The organism is Aquamicrobium aerolatum DSM 21857 (assembly GCF_900113935.1).
GTDB lineage: Bacteria > Pseudomonadota > Alphaproteobacteria > Rhizobiales > Rhizobiaceae > Aerobium > Aerobium aerolatum.
Genome location: NZ_FORF01000034.1, coordinates 1 through 17057 on the forward strand (window position 1 = coordinate 1; position 17057 = coordinate 17057).

The following is a 17057-nucleotide window of genomic DNA, read 5'->3' on the forward strand; positions in this document are numbered from 1 at the left end:
TCGTTCCGATCGCCATGGAAGAGAAGCTGCGCTTTGCTATCCGTGAAGGCGGCCGCACCGTCGGCGCCGGTATCGTCGCAAGCATCACTGCATAATCTGACAGCAATCTTGTTGTCTGAACGGGCGGCTTAGGCCGCCCGTTTTATTTTGTCCAAATCGAATCGATGCGACGCTGGCAGTTCCGTGGAGCTGTTACGAATTGCTCCGGGCTGGGATTGAAGCCGCGCGCCTTGACGCCTGTCTCCGTCACTCCCATCTTGTGTAATGAGCCTGCGGCATGAATGGCTGACGCCAGATGTGACCTTGCGGCAGTCTGTGGAAATCCAGCGGCGCGGCGTTCTATTTGGGAAAATTGCGCCGGAACGGTCCGCAAAAGCGATTGTGCTCTTGCGTCTTTGGCAAAGAGCACATAGGAAGACGACGCGCTCTCAAGCGGTGCAGGGGTATAGCTCAGTTGGTAGAGCGGCGGTCTCCAAAACCGCAGGTCGCGGGTTCGAGCCCTGCTGCCCCTGCCAGTCGTTTCGACTAGCATCCTGTGTCTTCCACACCCTGCTTGCGACGCCTTCCTCCACAGCTTTCACAATAGCCACTTGCAACGGCGGGCAATCGGTTTTATGTAGTGCCAACAAACACGAGGTGCGTGGGGCCGGGATTCGGCTTTGCGTGCCTGGATTGCATGGCTAAAATACGCTGGCGATTCGCGCGGTTTGCGGAAAGCGGCCAATGGCGGTTTTGCGTGTATTCGACTTATGTCTCCGGCTGGTGCCGCGGGGCTTTAATGAAGAGCGGTAGATGGCGTCCAAGGTCACAAATCCATTCGTTTTCTTGCAGCAGGTGCGTACTGAGACTTCCAAGGTCACATGGCCGTCGCGGCGGGAGACAATGATTTCCACGTTGATGGTCCTTGTGTTCGCTTGTCTCGCTGCTGTGTTTTTTTTCGCCTCCGACCAGTTGATCGCATTTTTGGTTGAGCTGATTCTGGGTATCGGGCGCTAAGCTGGCGACTACGGAGAATTTTAGTATGACCGCGCGGTGGTACATCGTCCACGCCTACTCGAATTTCGAGAAAAAGGTTGCCGAAGATATTGAGAACAAGGCTCGCCAGAAGGGTCTGAGCGACTTGATCGAGCAGGTCGTCGTTCCGACCGAGAAGGTTGTCGAGATTCGTCGCGGCAAGAAGGTTGATGCCGAGCGCAAGTTCTTTCCGGGCTATGTGCTGATGAAGGCCAATCTGACTGATGCCGTGATCAGTCTGGTGAAGAACACTCCGCGTGTGACGGGCTTCCTCGGTGAAGATCCGCGCACTGCAAAGCCGGTGCCGATTCCAGAATCTGAAGCGCTGCGCATTCTGCATCAGGTGCAGGAGGGTGTTGAGCGTCCGAAGCCTTCGGTGACCTTCGAGGTCGGTGAAGCGATTCGCGTTTCCGATGGTCCGTTTGCCTCCTTCAATGGCTTCGTGCAGGAAGTCGATGAGGAGCGCTCGCGGCTCAAGGTGGAAGTTTCGATCTTCGGGCGCGCTGTGCCTGTCGATCTCGAGTTCGGTCAGGTCGAAAAGGGCTGATCGGATAATCCTGACCCGTAAAGGGTCGGGTCGCGGGTCGCTGATGCGGCTTTGCGTGAAAGGGTGGAAGGAGAGGCGGCTTTAGCCGGTCGCACAAACTCCGGACCACCAACTGCAACCGCCGGATAGTCCGGCAAGAAAAGAGGCAGAGCAATGGCTAAGAAAATTGCAGGCCAGCTCAAGCTGCAGGTTGCCGCGGGTTCAGCGACTCCGTCGCCCCCGATCGGTCCTGCGCTTGGTCAGCGTGGCATCAACATCATGGAATTCTGCAAGGCGTTCAACGCCGCTACGCAGGATGTTGAGAAGGGTCAGCCGACTCCGGTCGTCATCACCTACTATCAGGACAAGTCGTTCACCTTCGTCATGAAGACGCCGCCGGTGACCTACTTCCTGAAGAAGGCCGCAGAACTGAAGTCCGGCTCGAAGGAGCCAGGCAAGTCTTCGGTTGGTTCGATCAGCCGCGACAAGGTTCGCGAGATCGCAGAAGCGAAGATGAAGGATCTGAACGCGAACGACGTGGATGCCGCCATGCGCATGGTGGAAGGTTCCGCTCGCTCCATGGGTCTGGAAGTGGTGGGCTGATAGATGGCTAAGAAGATCGCAAAGCGCGTTGCAAAGACGCGCGAAGGTATCGATTTCGACAAGCAGTTCGATCTTGCAGAAGCGATTGCGCTTCTGAAGGAACGTGCCAGCGCCAAGTTCGACGAGACCATCGAAGTTTCGATGAACCTCGGCGTCGACCCACGTCACGCTGACCAGATGGTTCGTGGCGTGGTCAACCTGCCGAACGGCACCGGTCGTACCGTGCGCGTGGCTGTGTTTGCACGTGGCGACAAGGCTGACGAAGCCAAGGCAGCCGGCGCAGACATCGTCGGTGCAGAGGATCTGGTCGAGATCGTCCAGAAGGGCGAGATCAACTTCGATCGCTGCATTGCCACACCTGACATGATGCCGCTGGTCGGTCGTCTCGGTAAGGTGCTCGGCCCGCGTGGCATGATGCCGAACCCGAAGGTCGGAACGGTCACCGTGGACGTCGCCGGAGCCGTCAAGGCTTCGAAGGGCGGCGCTGTGGAGTTCCGTGTCGAGAAGGCCGGTATCATTCACGCTGGCGTTGGCAAGGTGTCGTTTGACGCCAAGGCCCTTGAAGAGAACGTGAAGGCATTTGCCGACGCGGTCATCAAGGCGAAGCCGACGGGCGCGAAGGGCAACTACGTCAAGCGCGTTGCACTTTCGTCGACCATGGGCCCAGGCCTGAAGCTCGACGTCGCAAGCGTCACGGCAGCTTAAGCTGCTTTAAGAATTCCGGATCCCGTTCGCGGGATTCGGATACCGGAAGCGTTGGTTCGCTTTCGGTCTCCTGTCCGAGATTGCAGGTGACTGGCTTGTTCGGTCTTAATCGTAAAGCCTGCATGAGACGGGTGCGAACAGATTGAAGGCGAAAGCCTTGAAGTACGTTCGAACCGTGTTGGCCTTTTGTCCGTTCGCCGGTTTCGGTGGACGAAAGGGGACAGGAACCCTCGACCGTCGTTTCGGGCCGGTTTTTACGAAAACTTCCCGGACGGCAAAAGGCAACCGACAGCCGTTCGCCAAGAGCGGTTGTCAACTGGAGAGTGGCAGTGGATAGAGCGGAAAAACGCGAATTCGTCACCGGCCTGAACGACGTGTTCAAGAGCACGGGTTCGGTCGTCGTGGCCCACTACGCCGGCCTCACCGTCGCGAACATGAACGATCTTCGTTCAAAGATGCGCGCGGCGGGTGGTACGGTCAAGGTCGCGAAAAACCGCCTCGCCGTTATCGCCCTTCAGGGTACGGACTCCGAAGGCATGCAGGACCTGTTCAAAGGACAGACTGTAATCGCCTATGCGGAGGATCCGGTCGCGGCCCCAAAGATCGCAGCCGAATTCGCCAAGACGAATGACAAGCTTGTCATTCTCGGTGGTGCAATGGGCTCGACTGTTCTCGATGCAGAAGGTGTGAAGGCTCTTGCCACCATGCCATCGCTGGACGAGCTCAGGGCCAAGATCGTCGGCATGATTCAGACGCCGGCAACCCGGATCGCAGCAGTTGTAAACGCACCGGCAGGAAATCTTGCCCGCGTTTTCGGCGCGTATTCCCGGAAGGACGAGGCAGCGTAAGGCTGTTTCAAAACAACAACACAACACCTGTTCGAACTTTAAAGGAACAATACAATGGCTGATCTCGCAAAGATCGTTGAAGACCTGTCGGCTCTGACCGTTCTCGAAGCTGCTGAGCTGTCGAAGATGCTGGAAGAGAAGTGGGGCGTTTCGGCTGCTGCTCCTGTGGCTGTGGCTGCTGCTGCTGGCGGCGCTGCTCCTGCTGAAGCTGCTGAAGAGAAGACCGAGTTTGACGTCGTTCTCGTCGACGCCGGCGCTCAGAAGATCAACGTGATCAAGGAAGTCCGCGGCATCACCGGCCTGGGCCTCAAGGAAGCCAAGGACCTGGTCGAAGGCGCTCCTAAGGCTGTCAAGGAAGGCATTGCCAAGGACGAAGCTGAGAAGATCAAGGCTACGCTGGAAGCAGCTGGCGCCAAGGTCGAGCTCAAGTAATTCCGCAGGTTCGGCGGGTGGGAATTTCCCATCCGCCGGTCCGGCGAACCGGACTGTGGAAAAACCTCTTTCCTGAGGGCCGAAATGCGGCCTTTAGGAAACGGGTTTTTACCCGTTTTGGATTGACCGCGCGCGAATCGCGGTCGGCAAGTATGGTGCGAAGCCAGAAGGCAGCAAGGAGCGACGATGGCCCAGACCCACACGTTCAATGGTCGCAGGCGCGTACGCAAGTTCTTCGGAAAGATTCCGGAAGTTGCGGAGATGCCCAACCTCATCGAGGTTCAGAAGGCGTCTTATGATCAGTTCCTCATGGTCGACGAGCCGAAGGGCGGTCGTCCGGACGAGGGATTGCAGTCGGTATTCAAGTCGGTGTTCCCGATTTCCGATTTTTCCGGGGCTTCGATGCTCGAATTCGTCAAGTACGAGTTCGAAGCGCCGAAGTTCGACGTGGATGAATGCCGTCAGCGCGACCTGACTTTCGCAGCGCCACTCAAGGTGACGCTGCGTCTGATCGTGTTCGATATTGACGAAGATACCGGCGCAAAGTCGATCAAGGACATCAAGGAGCAGGACGTCTACATGGGCGACATGCCGCTCATGACGTCCAACGGTACGTTCATCGTGAACGGCACCGAGCGCGTGATCGTCTCGCAGATGCACCGCTCGCCGGGTGTGTTCTTCGATCATGACAAGGGTAAGACGCACTCGTCGGGCAAGCTCCTGTTCGCCGCGCGCGTGATCCCTTATCGTGGCTCGTGGCTCGACATCGAGTTCGACTCCAAGGACGTTGTCCACGCACGTATTGACCGTCGCCGCAAGATCCCTGTCACGTCCCTGCTGATGGCACTGGGAATGGACAGCGAAGACATCCTGTCGACGTTCTACCAGAAGCTGACCTACAAGCACGCTGGCGATCACTGGCGTATCCCGTACAACGCCGAGCGTTTCCGCGGCCTCAAGGCCGTGACCGATCTGGTTGATGCCGACACCGGCGAAATCGTGGTCGAGGCAGGTCGCAAGATCACCGCACGCCAGGCAAAACAGCTCGCCGAAAAGGGCCTCAAGGCCATCAAGGCGACCGATGATGATCTGTTTGGCGCCTATCTTGCAGAAGACATCGTCAACTACGCCACGGGTGAGATCTTCCTCGAGGCTGGCGACGAGATCGACGAGAAGACGCTGAAGGTTCTGCAGGATTCCGGCCAGGAAGAAATCCAGATCCTCGACATCGACCACGTCAATGTCGGTGGCTACATCCGCAATACGCTCGCGGTCGACAAGAACGAGAGCCGTCAGGATGCGCTGTTCGACATCTACCGGGTGATGCGTCCGGGCGAGCCGCCAACAATCGACACCGCTGAAGCGATGTTCAATTCGCTGTTCTTCGACCCAGAGCGCTACGATCTTTCGGCTGTTGGCCGCGTGAAGATGAACATGCGCCTCGAGCAGGACGCTGCTGACACCGTGCGTGTTCTGCGCAAGGAAGACATCCTTGCCGTGGTCAAGACGCTGGTCGACCTGCGCGACGGCAAGGGCGAGATCGACGACATCGACAACCTCGGCAACCGCCGTGTGCGTTCGGTCGGTGAGTTGATGGAGAACCAGTACCGCGTCGGTCTGCTGCGCATGGAGCGTGCGATCAAGGAGCGCATGTCGTCGATCGAGATCGACACCGTCATGCCGCAGGACCTGATCAACGCCAAGCCGGCTGCTGCTGCGGTGCGTGAGTTCTTCGGCTCCTCGCAGCTGTCGCAGTTCATGGACCAGACCAACCCGCTGTCGGAAATCACGCACAAGCGTCGTCTTTCGGCGCTTGGACCTGGCGGTCTGACGCGTGAGCGTGCGGGCTTTGAAGTTCGTGACGTTCATCCAACGCACTATGGTCGTATCTGCCCGATCGAGACCCCGGAAGGTCCGAATATCGGTCTGATCAACTCGCTCGCAACCTTCGCTCGGGTCAACAAGTACGGCTTCATCGAAAGCCCGTACCGGAAGATCATCGACGGCAAGGTGACGCACGACGTGGTCTATCTGTCCGCAATGGAAGAGGCCAAGCACTACGTCGCACAGGCGAACGCAGAGCTCGACACCAACGGCTCGTTCACGGATGAGTTCGTCATCTGCCGTCATGGCGGCGAAGTGATGATGGCGCCACGCGAAAACGTCGACCTCATGGACGTGTCACCCAAGCAGCTGGTTTCGGTTGCCGCAGCGCTCATTCCGTTCCTTGAGAATGACGACGCCAACCGCGCTCTCATGGGCTCGAACATGCAGCGTCAGGCCGTGCCACTCGTGCGCGCCGAAGCTCCGTTCGTCGGCACCGGCATGGAGCCGATCGTGGCTCGTGACTCCGGGGCAGCAATCGGTGCCCGCCGTGGCGGTGTTGTCGACCAGGTTGACGCGACGCGTATCGTTATTCGTGCGACGGAAGACCTTGATCCCGGCAAGTCCGGTGTCGATATCTATCGTCTGATGAAGTTCCAGCGTTCGAACCAATCGACCTGCATCAACCAGCGCCCGCTGGTACGTGTCGGCGACCGTGTTAACAAGGGCGACATTCTCGCGGACGGTCCGTCGACCGACCTCGGTGATCTGGCTCTCGGCCGTAACGTGCTTGTCGCGTTCATGCCGTGGAACGGCTACAACTACGAGGACTCCATCCTCCTGTCCGAGCGGATCGTTGCCGACGACGTCTTCACCTCGATTCACATCGAGGAGTTCGAGGTCATGGCGCGTGACACCAAGCTTGGGCCTGAGGAAATCACCCGCGATATTCCGAACGTTTCGGAAGAAGCACTGAAGAACCTCGATGAAGCTGGCATCACCTATATCGGTGCTGAAGTTCAGCCAGGCGACATTCTCGTCGGCAAGATCACGCCGAAGGGCGAGAGCCCGATGACGCCGGAAGAGAAGCTTCTGCGCGCGATCTTCGGTGAGAAGGCTTCGGACGTCCGTGACACCTCCATGCGCATGCCGCCAGGAGCCTACGGCACCGTCGTGGAAGTCCGCGTGTTCAACCGCCACGGCGTCGAGAAAGACGAACGTGCCATGGCGATCGAGCGCGAGGAAATCGAGCGTCTGGCCAAGGACCGCGACGACGAGCAGGCAATCCTCGACCGTAACGTGTATGCGCGTCTGGCGGATATGCTGACCGGCAAGGATGTCATTGCTGGCCCGAAGGGCTGGAAGAAGGGCGGCGACCTCACCCGTGAGGCGCTTGTCGACTTCCCGCGCTCGCAGTGGTGGCAGTTTGCCGTCGAGGACGAGCAGGTCCAGAGCGAGCTGGAAGCTCTGCGTGGACAGTATGACGACTCCAAGAAGGCGCTCGAGCAGCGCTTCATGGACAAGGTCGAGAAGGTCCAGCGCGGCGACGAGATGCCTCCGGGCGTCATGAAGATGGTCAAGGTCTTCGTCGCTGTGAAGCGCAAGATGCAGCCAGGCGACAAGATGGCTGGCCGTCACGGCAACAAGGGCGTGGTTTCGCGCATCGTGGCCGTCGAGGACATGCCGTTCCTGGAAGATGGCACGCATGCCGACATCGTGCTCAACCCTCTGGGTGTGCCGTCGCGCATGAACGTGGGCCAGATTCTGGAAACGCATCTGGGCTGGGCTTGTGCCGGGATGGGCAGGAAGATCGGGGAACTGATCGACGCCTATCGCGAAGGTGGCAAGATTGAGCCGCTGCGTCAGACGATCGAGGCAATCATTCCGTCGAATGATCGCAACGAGCCTGTCCGAGACTACGACGATGAGTCCATCGTTCGTCTCGGCGAGCAGATGACGCGCGGTGTGTCGATTGCGACACCGGTGTTTGACGGTGCCAACGAAGCGGACATCAACGAGATGCTCACGCTGGCGGGCCTTGAGACATCGGGTCAGTCGACGCTCTATGACGGCCGCACTGGTGAGCCGTTCGATCGACAGGTGACGATGGGCTATATCTATATGCTCAAGCTTCACCACCTCGTGGATGACAAGATCCACGCGCGTTCGATTGGACCATACTCGCTCGTTACCCAGCAGCCGCTGGGCGGTAAGGCGCAGTTCGGTGGACAGCGCTTCGGTGAAATGGAAGTCTGGGCACTCGAAGCCTACGGCGCAGCGTACACGCTGCAGGAAATGTTGACGGTCAAGTCTGACGACGTGGCCGGGCGTACGAAGGTCTACGAAGCGATCGTCCGCGGAGACGATACGTTCGAGGCCGGCATTCCGGAGAGCTTCAACGTTCTCGTCAAGGAAATGCGCTCGCTCGGACTCAATGTCGAACTCGAGAACTCGCTCGAAGAGTTGCCGCCACACATCGCCGACGCTGCAGAGTAATGGCGCGTGCGCCGGGGGACGAGGAGGTCCTCCGGCGCACGTACACAATTGATGGTGAGGATGCGGCCCGCGTCTCGCCCATGTTCCAGACAAGGGATGTCTTTGCATCCCCACAAGGAGAACAGCATGAACCAAGAGGTCATGAATCTCTTCAATTCGCAGGTACCTGCGCAGACGTTCGATTCGATCCGCATCTCGCTTGCCAGCCCGGAGAAGATTCAGTCCTGGTCTTTCGGCGAGATCAAGAAGCCGGAGACGATCAACTACCGTACGTTCAAGCCCGAACGCGACGGTCTTTTCTGCGCGCGTATTTTCGGACCGATCAAGGACTACGAGTGCCTGTGCGGCAAGTACAAGCGCATGAAGTACAAGGGCGTCATCTGCGAAAAGTGCGGCGTTGAAGTCACGCTTTCGCGCGTTCGCCGTGAGCGCATGGGCCATATCGAACTGGCTGCGCCGGTTGCGCATATCTGGTTCCTGAAGTCGCTACCATCGCGTATCGGTACGCTGCTCGACATGACGCTCAAGGATATTGAGCGCGTCCTGTATTTCGAAAACTACATCGTGACCGAGCCGGGCCTGACCGCGCTCAAGGAGCACCAGCTCCTGTCCGAAGAAGAATACATGATCGCCGTTGACGAATACGGCGAAGACTCGTTCACGGCGATGATCGGTGCCGAGGCAATCCACGAGCTGCTCTCGTCGATGGACCTGGACCGGATCGCGGGCGACCTGCGCACCGAGCTGGCTTCGACCACCTCCGAGCTGAAGCAGAAGAAGTTCCTCAAGCGCCTGAAAGTGGTCGAGAACTTCATCGAGTCGGGCAACCGCCCCGAGTGGATGATCATGAAGATCATTCCGGTCATTCCGCCAGACCTGCGTCCGCTGGTCCCGCTGGATGGCGGCCGCTTTGCGACGTCCGACCTGAACGACCTGTATCGTCGCGTGATCAACCGTAACAACCGTCTCAAGCGGCTGATCGAGTTGCGTGCGCCCGGCATCATCATCCGCAACGAGAAGCGCATGCTTCAGGAAGCGGTTGATGCGCTGTTCGACAACGGCCGCCGTGGCCGCGTGATCACCGGCGCCAACAAGCGTCCGCTGAAGTCGCTCTCTGACATGCTCAAGGGCAAGCAGGGTCGTTTCCGTCAGAACCTGCTCGGCAAGCGCGTCGACTATTCGGGTCGCTCGGTTATCGTGACCGGTCCGGAGCTGAAGCTGCACCAGTGCGGCCTGCCGAAGAAGATGGCGCTCGAGCTGTTCAAGCCGTTCATCTACGCTCGCCTTGACGCGAAGGGCTTCTCTTCGACCGTCAAGCAGGCGAAGAAGCTGGTCGAAAAGGAAAAGCCGGAAGTCTGGGATATCCTGGATGAGGTCATCCGTGAGCACCCGGTTCTTCTGAACCGTGCGCCTACGCTGCACCGTCTTGGCATCCAGGCGTTCGAGCCGGTCCTGATCGAAGGCAAGGCAATCCAGCTGCATCCGCTCGTCTGTACGGCATTTAACGCCGACTTCGACGGTGACCAGATGGCAGTTCACGTTCCGCTGTCGCTCGAAGCGCAGCTGGAAGCGCGCGTGCTGATGATGTCGACCAACAACATCCTGCACCCTGCTTCGGGCGCGCCGATCATCGTGCCTTCGCAGGACATGGTTCTTGGCCTCTACTACCTCTCGATCGTCAATGAGAACGAGCCGGGACAGGGCATGGCATTCGCCGACATGGGCGAACTGCACCACGCTCTCGAGACCAAGGCAGTCACGCTGCACTCGAAGATCAAGGGCCGCTACAAGGGCGTCGATGCGGACGGCAACGTTGTCTCGAAGATCTATGAGACGACGCCGGGCCGCATGATCATCGGCGAATTGCTGCCGAAGAACCCGAACGTCCCGTTCGAGACGGCCAACCAGGAGATGACCAAGAAGAACATCTCCAAGATGATCGACACCGTCTACCGCCACTGCGGTCAGAAAGAGACGGTCATCTTCTGCGACCGCATCATGCAGCTCGGCTTCTCGCATGCCTGCCGCGCGGGTATTTCCTTCGGCAAGGACGACATGGTCATTCCGGACACCAAGACCAAGCTGGTCGCGGACACGGAAGCGCTCGCGAAGGAATATGAGCAGCAGTACAATGACGGCCTGATCACTCAGGGCGAGAAGTACAACAAGGTCGTCGACGCCTGGGCCAAGTGCTCGGAGAAGGTCGCCGACGAGATGATGGCACGCATCAAGGCGGTCGAGTTCAACGACGAAGGCCGTCAAAAGCCGATGAACTCGATCTACATGATGTCGCACTCGGGTGCTCGTGGTTCGCCGACGCAGATGCGTCAGCTCGCCGGCATGCGCGGCCTGATGGCGAAGCCTTCGGGCGAAATCATCGAGACGCCGATCATCTCGAACTTCAAGGAAGGCCTGACCGTTCTTGAGTACTTCAACTCCACCCACGGCGCTCGTAAGGGCCTTGCTGATACGGCGTTGAAGACGGCAAACTCGGGTTACTTGACCCGTCGTCTCGTCGACGTGGCGCAGGATTGCATCGTCAATGCGGTCGATTGCGGCACCGAGAGGGGCCTAACCATGCAGCCGATCGTGGATGCCGGGCAGGTTGTTGCATCGCTCGGCTCGCGTATTCTCGGCCGCACGGCACTTCTCGATGTACTTCACCCGGTTTCGGGCGATGTCATCGTCAAGGCCGGCACGCTGATGGATGAGCGTGATATCGATGCGATTGAGGCTGCCGGAGTCCAGACCGTACAGATCCGCTCGGCACTGACCTGTGAGGTTCGTACGGGGGTTTGCGCAGTCTGCTACGGCCGTGACCTTGCACGCGGTACGCCGGTCAACCAGGGCGAAGCTGTCGGCGTCATCGCTGCTCAGTCGATTGGTGAGCCGGGTACCCAGCTCACGATGCGTACCTTCCACATGGGCGGTACAGCGCAGGTCGTTGACTCTTCGTTCCTCGAAGCCTCGTACGAAGGCACGGTGTCGATCCGCAACCGCAACGTGGTTCGCAACTCGGACGGCAACCTTGTCGTGATGGGTCGTAACATGGCTGTCCTCATCCTCGATGAGGCAGGCAAGGAACGTGCGGTTCACCGGGTGACCTATGGTTCGCGCATCTTCGTGGATGACGGCGACAAGGTGAAGCGCGGTCAGCGTATCGCCGAATGGGATCCGTACACCCGTCCGATCCTCACGGAAGTTGGCGGCAAGGTCGTGTTCGAAGACCTCGTCGACGGCATCTCGGTTCAGGAAACTGCGGACGAGTCGACCGGCATCACCAAGCGTGAGGTCATCGACTGGCGTTCGACGCCACGCGGTACGGACCTGAAGCCGGCCATCACGGTGATGGACGAGAAGGGCAAGGTGCACAAACTGTCAAAGGGTGGCGACGCTCGCTTCCTGTTGTCGGTTGAAGCAATCCTCTCGGTTGAGCCGGATGCAACCGTTCAGCCGGGTGACGTGATCGCCCGTGTGCCGATGGAAAGCGCCAAGACCAAGGACATTACCGGTGGTCTGCCGCGCGTTGCGGAACTGTTCGAAGCTCGCCGTCCGAAGGATCACGCGATCATCGCCGAAATCGATGGGACGATCCGCTTCGGTCGCGATTACAAGAACAAGCGCCGCATCATCATCGAGCCGCATGACGAGCAGGTTGAGGCAGCCGAGTACCTGATCCCGAAGGGCAAGCCTTTCCATCTGCAGGAAGGCGACACCATCGAGAAGGGCGAGTACATCCTCGACGGCAACCCGGCACCGCACGACATTCTGGCAATCAAGGGCGTGGAGGCTCTGGCTTCCTACCTCGTGAACGAGATCCAGGAAGTGTACCGACTGCAGGGCGTGATGATCAACGACAAGCACATCGAGGTGATCGTTCGCCAGATGCTGCAGAAGGTTGAAATCACGGAGCAGGGCGACTCGACCTACATCCCTGGCGACCACGTTGACGTGATCGAACTGGATGAGATCAACGATCGTCTGATCGAAGAGGGCAAGAAGCCTGCAGTTGGCCAGCCGGTCCTGCTGGGCATCACCAAGGCCTCGCTGCAGACCCCATCGTTCATCTCGGCCGCTTCGTTCCAGGAGACCACGCGTGTCCTCACAGAAGCTGCTGTGGCCGGCAAGACGGACACGCTGCAGGGCCTGAAGGAAAACGTGATCGTCGGACGTCTGATCCCGGCCGGTACGGGCGGACAGATGAGGCAGATCCGTCGCATTGCGACGACACGGGATGATCTTATCCTCGACGAGCGTCGGAAGGCTTCTGGTGCAGAGATGGCCAGCCCGATGCTTGCAGACATGACGAAGACTCCTGCCGAATAAGCAGGTTGTCATCCGACAATGAAAAAAAGGCCGCAGGATTGCTCCTGCGGCCTTTTTCGTGTGTTGGGTGCTGCGATAACGCTACGGTGGTGGCTTGTCAGCGGCGTATCAGATCAGAGAGGGTGGGCAGATGATGCCCGAGGCTATCCGCTGCCCCGCCGATAAACCGAATTGCTTGAAATGGAAGAAAGACTATCCCCATTTGGGAGTAGGTAACCGCCGACGCACGGGCTATAGAGGAATCTGCCGAGTTCGTCCCGATTGGGCGCTCGGCCTACTATGGTAGTGGTTCAATTGGGATCGCATACCTTTTTTTAACCACCTGGCCGGTGGCCCCTGGTCAGGTGGTTTTTTATCTGTCGTTTTCAGGCAGGCTCTTCAAACATGACGACCGACACTTCGCCCTCCAGCGCGCCCTGCCAGGCGGACAGGTGTGGCTCATCATCGGGCGCGCCCTGCAATTCACCGATTTGGTCGAATTCGACCTCCGCATAACCTTCACGCGCGAGCGCCTCGAGCGCATTTCGCACGGCTGTGTCATCGTCGGGCGCGACGAGCAAAACATGAACACCTTCGCTTGGCCCCCCTTTTACGCGCCAGACTCGGCCAACGATAATTGTCACGGGTTTTTGGTCATTGTCATTCATCTGCGTGATTCCCTGCGAGTCGCCTATTGTGAGTCGGTCTTGCCATGATTATTTCATGGGTGACAGGATTGAGCGTTATGCCTCGTGTCGTTGTTTGGTGCATTCGCGTAATAATCTGCCGTAAGGCAGCGTTTGTGCGGCTTAGCACGGTCCTTTCGGGCCAATATATGGTGGATGGGGTTGACGATAACCCTTCTTGCTAGTAGAAGCCGCATCGTCTGAGCCGATGTGAGGCCGGTTCTTTCGAGACGACGCGTCTTGGAGTTCGCCTCAAACAGGGTTCGTTTTTAGAACGACTAGAAATCTCCGGCTAGCAAGAAGCGGCAACGCCTCCTCTGCGTATTGTTCGGGCAGCACCGCCAAGGGCGGATTGTGGCCCGAATTGCCGTACGACAATAGTCGGGAAACGGCTCTGTGAAGGGCTTTGGACACAGGTTTTGATATAGAAGGAAGGTTTGATGCCTACCGTCAACCAGCTGATCCGCAAGCCGCGCATAGCGCCGGTAAAGCGAAATAAAGTTCCGGCCATGCAGGCCAACCCACAGAAGCGCGGTGTTTGCACCCGCGTGTACACCACGACGCCTAAGAAGCCGAACTCGGCTCTGCGCAAGGTTGCGAAGATTCGCCTTGTGAACGGCTTCGAAGTGATCGGCTACATTCCGGGCGAGGGGCATAACCTTCAGGAGCACTCCGTGGTGATGATCCGCGGCGGTCGCGTGAAGGACCTTCCGGGTGTCCGTTACCACATCATCCGTGGCGTGCTCGATACGCAGGGTGTGAAGAATCGCAAGCAGCGCCGTTCCAAGTACGGTGCGAAGCGTCCGAAGTAAGGTTCCCGGCGCAGGTGCTCTTCCGGGTGCCTGGCTGAAGATCGTGAGAGACAGAGAATATGTCCCGACGCCATAGTGCAGAAAAGCGTGAGATCAATCCGGACCCGAAGTTCGGCGATCTCGTGATCACCAAGTTCATGAATGCGATCATGTTTGATGGCAAGAAGTCGATCGCTGAGACGATCGTCTACAGTGCCCTTGATCAGGTTCAGGCCAAGACGAAGCAGGAGCCCATCACGGTGTTCCATCAGGCGCTCGACAACGTGGCTCCACACGTGGAAGTCCGTTCGCGTCGCGTTGGTGGTGCAACCTATCAGGTTCCCGTCGATGTTCGTCCTGAGCGTCGCCAGGCATTGGCCATTCGCTGGTTGATCAGCTCTGCGCGCAAGCGGAACGAGACCACGATGGTCGACCGTCTCTCGGGCGAGCTGCTCGACGCAGCAAACAATCGTGGCACGGCTGTCAAGAAGCGTGAAGACACGCACAAGATGGCTGAAGCCAACCGCGCCTTCGCGCATTATCGCTGGTAACGGCGAACGGAGAACGAGGCAGCATCATGTCCCGCGAATATAAGCTCGAAGACTACCGTAATTTCGGCATCATGGCTCACATCGATGCCGGCAAGACCACGACGACCGAGCGTATCCTTTATTACACCGGCAAGAACCACAAGATGGGCGAGACGCACGATGGTGCAGCGACCATGGACTGGATGGAGCAGGAGCAGGAGCGCGGGATTACGATCACGTCAGCTGCCACGACGACCTTCTGGGTTGGCCGTGACGGCAAGAAGCGCCGCTTCAACATCATCGACACGCCAGGTCACGTCGACTTCACCATTGAAGTTGAGCGTTCGCTGCGCGTTCTCGACGGTGCGGTTGCGCTGCTGGACTCCAATGCCGGTGTTGAGCCGCAGACGGAAACCGTTTGGCGTCAGGCTGAGAAGTATCATGTCCCGCGCATGATCTTCTGCAACAAGATGGACAAGATCGGCGCCGATTTCTATCGCTGCCTCGACATGATCAAGTCGCGTCTTGGTGCCGTGCCGCTGGCTATCCAGCTGCCGATCGGTGCAGAGAACGAATTCCAGGGTGTGATCGACCTCATCGAGATGAAGTCCATCACCTGGGCTTCCGATGTTGCAGGCGCAGAGTTCATCACCGGTGAAATCCCGGCGGATCTCCAGGCGAAGGCCGAAGAGTACCGCGAAAAGATGATCGAGACGGCTGTCGAGATGGACGAGGGCGCCATGGAGCGTTACCTCGAAGGCGAAATGCCGTCCAACGACGAGCTGCGTTCGTTGATCCGCAAGGGCACGATCGAGGTCAAGTTCCATCCGGTTCTGTGCGGTACGGCGTTCAAGAACAAGGGCGTGCAGCCACTTCTGGACGCTGTCGTCGACTTCCTGCCGGCTCCGAACGAAGTCCCGGACATCAAGGGTATCGACCCGAAGACCGACGAGGAAATGACGCGCAAGTCGTCGGATGACGAGCCGCTTTCGATGCTGGCGTTCAAGATCATGAACGACCCGTTCGTTGGTTCGCTGACGTTCTGCCGCATCTACTCCGGCAAGGTGACCAAGGGCATTTCGCTCGAGAACACCGTCAAGGGCAAGCGCGAGCGTATCGGCCGCATGTTGGCGATGCACTCGAACTCCCGTGAAGACATCGAAGAAGCGTTTGCAGGCGACATCGTCGCTCTGGCAGGTCTCAAGGAGACCACCACGGGTGACACGCTTTGCGATCCGCTGAAGCCGGTCATTCTCGAGCGCATGGAATTCCCGGACCCGGTCATTCAGATCGCGATCGAGCCGAAGACCAAGGGCGACCAGGAAAAGATGGGCCTTGCGCTCAACCGTCTGGCCGCTGAAGATCCGTCATTCCGCGTCAAGACCGATGAAGAGTCGGGTCAGACGATCATTGCCGGTATGGGCGAGCTTCACCTCGACATTCTCGTCGACCGTATGCGTCGTGAGTTCAAGGTAGACGCAAATGTCGGCGCGCCGCAGGTTGCTTACCGCGAAACCATCACGCGTGCTGCCGAGATCGACTACACCCACAAGAAGCAGACCGGTGGTACGGGTCAGTTCGCCCGCGTCAAGCTGGTGTTCGAGCCGAACCCGGAAGGCGAAGACTTCCTGTTCGAGTCGAAGATCGTCGGTGGTGCCGTTCCGAAGGAATACATTCCGGGCGTCCAGAAGGGCATCCAGAGCGTTCTGACTTCGGGTCCGGTCGCAGGCTTCCCGATGCTCGGTGTCAAGGCGACGCTGATCGACGGCGCATTCCACGACGTCGACTCCTCGGTGCTGGCGTTCGAGATCGCATCGCGTGCGGCTTTCCGTGAAGGCGCTCAGAAGGCTGGTGCACAGCTCCTCGAGCCGATCATGAAGGTCGAAGTTGTGACGCCGGAAGACTACGTGGGTAACATCATTGGTGACATCAACGGTCGCCGTGGTCAGATCCAGGGTCAGGAAGCACGCGGCATTGCGGTTGTCGTCAATGCGATGGTTCCACTTGCGAACATGTTCAAATACGTCGATACGCTGCGTTCGATGTCACAGGGCCGCGCCCAGTACACCATGCAGTTCGACCACTACGAGCCTGTTCCGACCGCCGTCGCTCAGGAAATCCAGAAGAAATACGCGTAACCGGATAGCGGACGCGAAGTCGTAATAGCGCCCCATCCGGGCACACAAGGAATGGAGAAGTCACATGGCCAAAGGTAAATTTGAGCGTAACAAGCCGCATGTGAACATCGGTACGATTGGTCACGTTGACCACGGCAAGACGTCGACGACGGCTGCGAT

14 protein-coding genes and 1 tRNA gene are annotated in these 17057 nt (G+C 58.7%); 14 read left to right on the plus strand and 1 reads right to left on the minus strand.

Going from position 1 to position 17057, the window contains the following annotated elements; genetic code table 11:
- From BMZ42_RS16940 to rpoC, 10 genes are all read left to right on the plus strand, one after another.
- On the plus strand, window positions 1–95 hold a 95-nt coding region (locus tag BMZ42_RS16940; RefSeq protein WP_478209665.1), incomplete at its 5' end, for an EF-Tu C-terminal domain-related protein.
- Between the two features lie 344 nt (window positions 96–439).
- Window positions 440–515 (plus strand) — tRNA-Trp (locus BMZ42_RS16945).
- 277 nt (window positions 516–792) lie between these two features.
- Complete coding sequence (gene secE / locus BMZ42_RS16950) at window positions 793–996, plus strand: preprotein translocase subunit SecE (protein ID WP_091524898.1); 204 nt, start codon at window positions 793–795, stop codon at window positions 994–996.
- A 25-nt stretch (window positions 997–1021) separates the two neighbouring features.
- Complete coding sequence (gene nusG, locus BMZ42_RS16955) at window positions 1022–1561, plus strand: transcription termination/antitermination protein NusG (RefSeq protein WP_091524900.1); 540 nt, start codon at window positions 1022–1024, stop codon at window positions 1559–1561.
- A gap of 153 nt (window positions 1562–1714) precedes the next feature.
- Window positions 1715–2143: a 50S ribosomal protein L11 gene (rplK, locus tag BMZ42_RS16960; protein ID WP_091524902.1), complete on the plus strand. Its 429-nt coding sequence runs from the start codon at window positions 1715–1717 to the stop codon at window positions 2141–2143.
- Between the two features lie 3 nt (window positions 2144–2146).
- Window positions 2147–2848 (plus strand): 50S ribosomal protein L1, encoded by a 702-nt coding sequence (rplA, locus tag BMZ42_RS16965; RefSeq protein WP_091524904.1) that lies wholly within the window; start codon window positions 2147–2149, stop codon window positions 2846–2848.
- Between the two features lie 329 nt (window positions 2849–3177).
- Window positions 3178–3696 carry a 50S ribosomal protein L10 gene (gene rplJ / locus BMZ42_RS16970; protein WP_091524906.1) on the plus strand — a complete coding sequence of 173 codons (519 nt, stop codon included), beginning with the start codon at window positions 3178–3180 and terminating at the stop codon, window positions 3694–3696.
- Window positions 3697–3750: 54 nt separating this feature from the next.
- Window positions 3751–4128, plus strand: a complete 378-nt coding sequence (gene rplL / locus BMZ42_RS16975; protein WP_091524908.1) for a 50S ribosomal protein L7/L12 — start codon at window positions 3751–3753, stop codon at window positions 4126–4128.
- Between the two features lie 186 nt (window positions 4129–4314).
- Window positions 4315–8448 (plus strand): DNA-directed RNA polymerase subunit beta, encoded by a 4134-nt coding sequence (gene rpoB, locus BMZ42_RS16980; protein ID WP_091524911.1) that lies wholly within the window; start codon window positions 4315–4317, stop codon window positions 8446–8448.
- Window positions 8449–8574: 126 nt separating this feature from the next.
- Window positions 8575–12774, plus strand: coding sequence for a DNA-directed RNA polymerase subunit beta' (rpoC, locus tag BMZ42_RS16985; RefSeq protein ID WP_091524912.1), 4200 nt, complete (start codon window positions 8575–8577; stop codon window positions 12772–12774).
- A gap of 365 nt (window positions 12775–13139) precedes the next feature.
- Here the strand turns inward: rpoC and BMZ42_RS16990 are convergent, their stop codons facing one another.
- Complete coding sequence (locus BMZ42_RS16990) at window positions 13140–13421, minus strand: transcriptional regulator (protein ID WP_091524915.1); 282 nt, start codon at window positions 13419–13421, stop codon at window positions 13140–13142.
- Between the two features lie 458 nt (window positions 13422–13879).
- Here BMZ42_RS16990 and rpsL point away from each other — a divergent pair, with 458 nt between their 5' ends.
- From rpsL to BMZ42_RS18335, 4 genes are all read left to right on the plus strand, one after another.
- On the plus strand, window positions 13880–14251 hold the full coding sequence (gene rpsL / locus BMZ42_RS16995) for a 30S ribosomal protein S12 (RefSeq protein WP_024585419.1): 372 nt from the start codon (window positions 13880–13882) through the stop codon (window positions 14249–14251).
- A gap of 59 nt (window positions 14252–14310) precedes the next feature.
- Window positions 14311–14781, plus strand: coding sequence for a 30S ribosomal protein S7 (gene rpsG, locus BMZ42_RS17000; RefSeq protein ID WP_091524918.1), 471 nt, complete (start codon window positions 14311–14313; stop codon window positions 14779–14781).
- A gap of 26 nt (window positions 14782–14807) precedes the next feature.
- On the plus strand, window positions 14808–16898 hold the full coding sequence (gene fusA, locus BMZ42_RS17005) for an elongation factor G (protein ID WP_091524921.1): 2091 nt from the start codon (window positions 14808–14810) through the stop codon (window positions 16896–16898).
- 64 nt (window positions 16899–16962) lie between these two features.
- Window positions 16963–17057, plus strand: a 95-nt coding sequence (locus BMZ42_RS18335; protein WP_244523315.1) for a GTP-binding protein, incomplete at its 3' end; no start/stop codon positions are given.

Excerpts from the sequence above, each read along its gene's own strand:
- secE (WP_091524898.1), top strand. The coding sequence starts at position 793 with ATGGCGTCCAAGGTCACAAATCCATTCGTTTTCTTGCAGCAGGTGCGT.
- nusG (WP_091524900.1), top strand. The coding sequence starts at position 1,022 with ATGACCGCGCGGTGGTACATCGTCCACGCCTACTCGAATTTCGAGAAA.
- rplK (WP_091524902.1), top strand. The coding sequence starts at position 1,715 with ATGGCTAAGAAAATTGCAGGCCAGCTCAAGCTGCAGGTTGCCGCGGGT.
- rplA (WP_091524904.1), top strand. The coding sequence starts at position 2,147 with ATGGCTAAGAAGATCGCAAAGCGCGTTGCAAAGACGCGCGAAGGTATC.
- rplL (WP_091524908.1), top strand. The coding sequence starts at position 3,751 with ATGGCTGATCTCGCAAAGATCGTTGAAGACCTGTCGGCTCTGACCGTT.
- rpoB (WP_091524911.1), top strand. The coding sequence starts at position 4,315 with ATGGCCCAGACCCACACGTTCAATGGTCGCAGGCGCGTACGCAAGTTC.
- rpoC (WP_091524912.1), top strand. The coding sequence starts at position 8,575 with ATGAACCAAGAGGTCATGAATCTCTTCAATTCGCAGGTACCTGCGCAG.
- BMZ42_RS16990 (WP_091524915.1), bottom strand. The coding sequence starts at position 13,421 with ATGAATGACAATGACCAAAAACCCGTGACAATTATCGTTGGCCGAGTC.
- rpsL (WP_024585419.1), top strand. The coding sequence starts at position 13,880 with ATGCCTACCGTCAACCAGCTGATCCGCAAGCCGCGCATAGCGCCGGTA.
- rpsG (WP_091524918.1), top strand. The coding sequence starts at position 14,311 with ATGTCCCGACGCCATAGTGCAGAAAAGCGTGAGATCAATCCGGACCCG.
- fusA (WP_091524921.1), top strand. The coding sequence starts at position 14,808 with ATGTCCCGCGAATATAAGCTCGAAGACTACCGTAATTTCGGCATCATG.